Source organism: Micrococcus sp. IITD107, assembly GCF_041927415.1.
Lineage (GTDB): Bacteria > Actinomycetota > Actinomycetes > Actinomycetales > Micrococcaceae > Citricoccus > Citricoccus terreus.
Window position 1 is genome coordinate 1 of the sequence record NZ_JBHFFN010000025.1, and the last position, 308, is coordinate 308.

Below are 308 nucleotides of genomic sequence, written 5' to 3' on the forward strand. Positions count from 1 at the left end.
CTTCGGGTGGGAGCCACGTCAGGGCTGTCTGACGATCGAAGAGCGCGAGCAGATCCTGCTGTGGATCAATCGTGGCGATACCTTCACCGCGATCGCCGAGCAGCTGGGGCGTGCGGTGTCGACCGTCAGCCGTGAGGTGAAGCGCGGCGGGGGTCGCTGCTGCTACTCGGCGTGGCGTGGTCATGAACGTGCCCGCGAGCAGGCGCGTGGACCGAAGCCGTTCAAGCTTGCGTCGGGCCGGCTGCTCGAGGAGGTCGCCAGCCGGCTGGAGCAACTGTGGTCACCTGAGGAGATCGCGGCGCGCCTAC

General features: G+C 67.9%; 1 protein-coding gene. It reads left to right on the plus strand.

Translation table 11 applies throughout. The annotated features are described in order from the left end of the window. Window positions 1–308: transposase (locus ACEXHE_RS13485; protein WP_374786183.1), on the plus strand; the 308-nt coding region annotated here is incomplete at both ends.